This window comes from Methanobrevibacter sp. (genome assembly GCF_045541095.1).
Classification (GTDB): Archaea; Methanobacteriota; Methanobacteria; order Methanobacteriales; family Methanobacteriaceae; genus Methanocatella.
This window is the reverse complement of the sequence record NZ_JAZQIJ010000113.1, coordinates 1-4,318: the sequence shown is the minus strand read 5'-3', so window position 1 is coordinate 4,318 and position 4,318 is coordinate 1. Positions and strand designations below refer to the sequence as shown.

General features: G+C 35.7%; 2 protein-coding genes. One reads left to right on the top strand and one right to left on the bottom strand.

The genetic code is table 11. The features are described from left to right. Nucleotides 1-414, top strand: a 414-nt coding sequence (locus ACKI2P_RS04810; RefSeq protein WP_407375515.1) for a zinc ribbon domain-containing protein, incomplete at its 5' end; no start/stop codon positions are given. A 180-nt stretch (nt 415-594) separates the two neighbouring features. On the opposite strand, the gene ACKI2P_RS04805 is transcribed toward ACKI2P_RS04810, so the two are convergent. Continuing rightward, entirely contained in the window at nt 595-3,969 is a 3,375-nt protein-coding gene (locus ACKI2P_RS04805; protein ID WP_407375513.1) for a C1 family peptidase, read from the bottom strand. Nucleotides 3,970-4,318 lie beyond the last annotated feature (349 nt).

Sequence of the window (4,318 nt, the reverse complement as noted above, 5' to 3'; positions counted from 1 at the left end):
AAAAGACTACAAAAATGGTACAACAAAAGAACAAACCAACTAAACGACTACATTGAAAAATTAACATACAATATAGTCAAAAAATACGACACCATAGTCTTTGAAGAAAACTACGCCAATATCAAGATTTTAATCGGAGGCGAACAAAACATGATATTTCCCCTATCGCGATTCATAAAAAGACTAAAAGACAAATTCCAACTCTACAAACCCAAAGCAAACGGCGTACAGTTCACAAAAAGCCACAATACAAGCAGAACATGCCACCATTGCGGATACATAAAACAAGAGTTAGAAGTCAAAACACGCAACTGGAAATGTCAAAAATGCGGAAAAATACTCGATAGAGACGTAAATGCCGCAATTAATATATTAAACCGCTGGTTCAACGGGGTTTGCCTGAAAAATACTTAATTAACCTATTAAGTGAAAAAAAATTCAGGAATCCCCACCCTCTTAGGGTGGGGTGGTTCAAGATTTAAAACATTTTAATGGAAAATAAAAAAATAGTATTGGTTGATGATTAAGGTTGATTATTATAATCCTTAACATTAATTAAAATTTAAAAAAATAATTAAAATAGTGCATTGGGCACTATTTTACTTTAACGGTTGTTTTTATCGTATCCTTAAGGTATGTCACTTTAACAGTATAGGTTTTACCCTTCTTAAGCTTTTTAATAACATTCTTTTTCAAAGTCTTCTTGGCAATTCCTTTCTTGTTGGTTTTAACCTTATAGGTTTTGCCGTTGAACTTGAATGTTACAGTTTTGTCTTTAACCAATTTACCATTGATTTTAAGCTTTGCTTTCAAGGTAAACTTCTTGGCAGTCTTTTTAACAGTGACTTTACTGGTTTTTAATACCTGTTTTACAGTGACTTTATTGTTATAGGTTTTGCCGTTGAATACTGTTTTGATTGTGTATTTACCAGGAGTTTGTGTTATTTTTATTCTTGCGATTCCGTTCTTGTCTGTTTTTGCTGTTATTGCATCACCGTTTAATATGAATATTACTGATTCGCCTTCAACAGCAACTTTACCATCACCGGAAACCACTTTTACAGTAAAATAGGATCCTCCTGCATAATCAACTGCAATATCCTCACAGACGACTTTACAATTCTTTGAATCCAATGTTACAGTGACATTGTTTTCATAGGATTGATTATTATAAACGGTTGTAATCACATAAGTGCCGGGAGCTTCATTTATCTCCAGTTTGGCAATACCTTCCACATCAGTTGACACATTAACAGTCTTGCCGTTAATAGTAAATCCGACAGACGCACCAGCAACAGGATGCCCATCAGCAGTCACAACTTTAACGCTGAAGGATGAGAGTGATGCGTAATCAACAGAAATGTCAGCGTTTTGTATCACTTTACTGTCGTCACTGACGGTATATGCCTTTATAGAGCAAACGGCATTTTCACTGGAAATGTTCATCCAGACACCATCATATAAGTATTGTGATGCACCTTTCACATAATGCTGCCTTGATTCTTTCAAAACAGGAACTGAGTCTGACTTGATTTTAACAGTAAAGACATCACCCTTATTAATAGGAACATATGAATCCAATTTAACTGTATGGAATCCAAGGAATGGTGCAACACCATCCTGTGTGAGTTTAAGCTCATCATTCACATAGATTTCAATAGTATACTCCGTACCAGAACCCATTAAAAAATAAGTTCCGACACCGGCAATCAAATCATCCTTTATCGCCACATAATTATTGCGGTATTCCGTTGCATTACTATATACGCTAATACTACCTAAAATATCATACTGGTAATTCATATTATACGCAACTGTATTTTCCAACAGATATGCAAATGACGGACTAACTGTTGATAAGGAAGTGTCATAATAGGAGATGTACTGATATCCATTTTCACCAGCGCCAGTACCCCAGCTGTTTTTAATAATCCATGCGCCTTTTTCCGGAGCACCTGCTATTTGCCTGTTGTCATCCCATCCAATCAGAGTAACGCCATGGTTGATTTGAGGAGTTCCATTATAATACTGCTCAATGTCACCAGAACATGCAAAATAATTAATAAACACACCACCATACTTTAAAATGGCTTCTTTTAACTGATTATTGTCTGTTGCATTTTGACGGGGAGGTACAATGACTACATCCTGGAAATGGATACTGTTAAAGGCTGCAAAAATTGGTGAGATTTTTCCAAGTTGATCATAAACATCATATTCTTCGTCGAAAACACCCAGCCAGCTTAATGCATACTCTGCAGGTACCTGTGATAAACCTCCTTCAACCATATTCTCAACTCCATACATGTAATACTTCAATGAAACATCCTGCATGTTGTTTTCTGAAAGGTCCACTTCAAGACCCAAATATCTCAATATTGCAGATTCCAATGCACCTGAAGCTCCGAATGTCCAACAGGCCCCCATAGTACCCTGGTCTTTAACGGAAGTCACCCATCCCCATTCACGTAAATCGAATCTGGATGGAAGCTCGGAAATATCAATAGTATTGTTAATCAAGGACAACTTCATTCCTTCAAAATTAACTATTGTTGCATAATTTGTGTTGTTTAGGCTTATTGAATCGTTGCCGCTATAATTGTTGGTAGCATTATCCAAAACAGCAATGTTCCCGTCAAAAACAGTGCAGACATCATCATATTTTCCATTAATGCCAGTATTTTCTTTGAATGTTATTTCATCCACGTTATAACTTGAATCGTATAAGTAAATTGCACCGCCGTACTGTGCCAAGTTTCGGGTCAAGTTTGAATTTTTCACAATAAGCATTCCCTTATCACAGAATATTGCGCCTCCAAAGGAACCTCTTTGCTCACCAGGATACCATGCACAATTGGCGTTGAATGTTGAGTTTACAACATTGACCCCAACATAGGAAGTATATATTGCTCCACCATCAAATATGGCAAGATTCTCAGTGAAATTGGAATTTGCAACATTAAGGAAACCCCCCAACTGCAATATGGCTCCACCAAAACCTGATGAACAATTTACAAAAGTTGACCTGTTAATCAGGACTTCACCAGTATTTGGATAGTTTGAGCCCATGACATCAATGTATACCGCTCCACCATTCTTGTCGGAAGTGACATTGACAAAAGTACAGTTGTCGACTAAAAGTTCATGAATTCCCTTCAACCCAATGGCTCCTGCGGTGATGAGGGACTCCAAATTAATGAATTTTGAATTCCTGACTATTATGTTTCCGGATGCCCTGATTGCAGTGCTGTAATTGGAAATGGTATCTCTAAATGTTGAATTTAAAACAGTGATCGGAGAATAATTCAGAGATTCACCAATAGACTGGATAAAACCCCATGACAATTCTTTAGAGCTACTCATCAAAGCATTTTCAACACATAACCTACCTGCCTGTACAGTTATAACACCATAAGCAGCGGAGGTTACATCCTTGAATCTATCGTTGAGACTGTAATACTCTCCATTAACAAAAACAACACCATTTTTGGCCGTGCTGTTTTCAATAATCAGGCTGTCAGTTGTTAAGGAAGCCCCTGGAAAAACAGTTATTGCACTGCCTGTAGCCGAATTTGCATTTATAAGAGTAAGGTTTTTAATGGTTACATTAGTTGCCCTGACAAAAAATATTCGTGACTGGTTATCTGCATCAATAGTATGACCATTACCGTTAATCACAAGATTATTTTTACCAATCCCAATTCCAAGATTAGGATTATCAGTTTCATTATTGAATTTGTAGTTACATTTGATATTCAATTCACCAGTCGAATTTCCAATTTCATTATTCAAATCAGTGAATGTACCTGTCGATTCGGTTTCTGTATAAATTTCTTCGTCAACGGTTTCTAAAGTATTGTCCTCATCATCAGAGACAATATCCTGTGAAACCGTGTCGTCAGCGCTGACTGCGCCCACCATAAGAATAGCCAGTATTAAACTAGCTATAAAAACATATTTAAACTTCATTTTATCCACATTTGATATCCAGTAAATGCATATTGTAATTTATACTAATGTATCATATGCTAAAAAATGTTTTATATCATTCAAACAATCCATGAAATACTCCCATTTTGTTTAAAACTTCTAAAACATGACTAAAAGTCTATCAACGAATATATAAATACATAACGATTTTGAAGAACAGGGGCAGATAAACTTATATTAATATACCTATTGATTTGACTTTAAAAACTAAAAAAAAGCAGTACCTATTAAAAAATGATTAAATGAAAAATGCAAAAAAAGAAAAAAAGTGCAGATGCAATTGCATCCACATTAGATTTAAATTAAACCGAGCTTTTTGGCGGTCTTT

What these genes read in the sequence shown, in the direction of transcription:
- ACKI2P_RS04805 (WP_407375513.1), bottom strand. Translation starts at nt 3,969, where the DNA reads ATGAAGTTTAAATATGTTTTTATAGCTAGTTTAATACTGGCTATTCTT.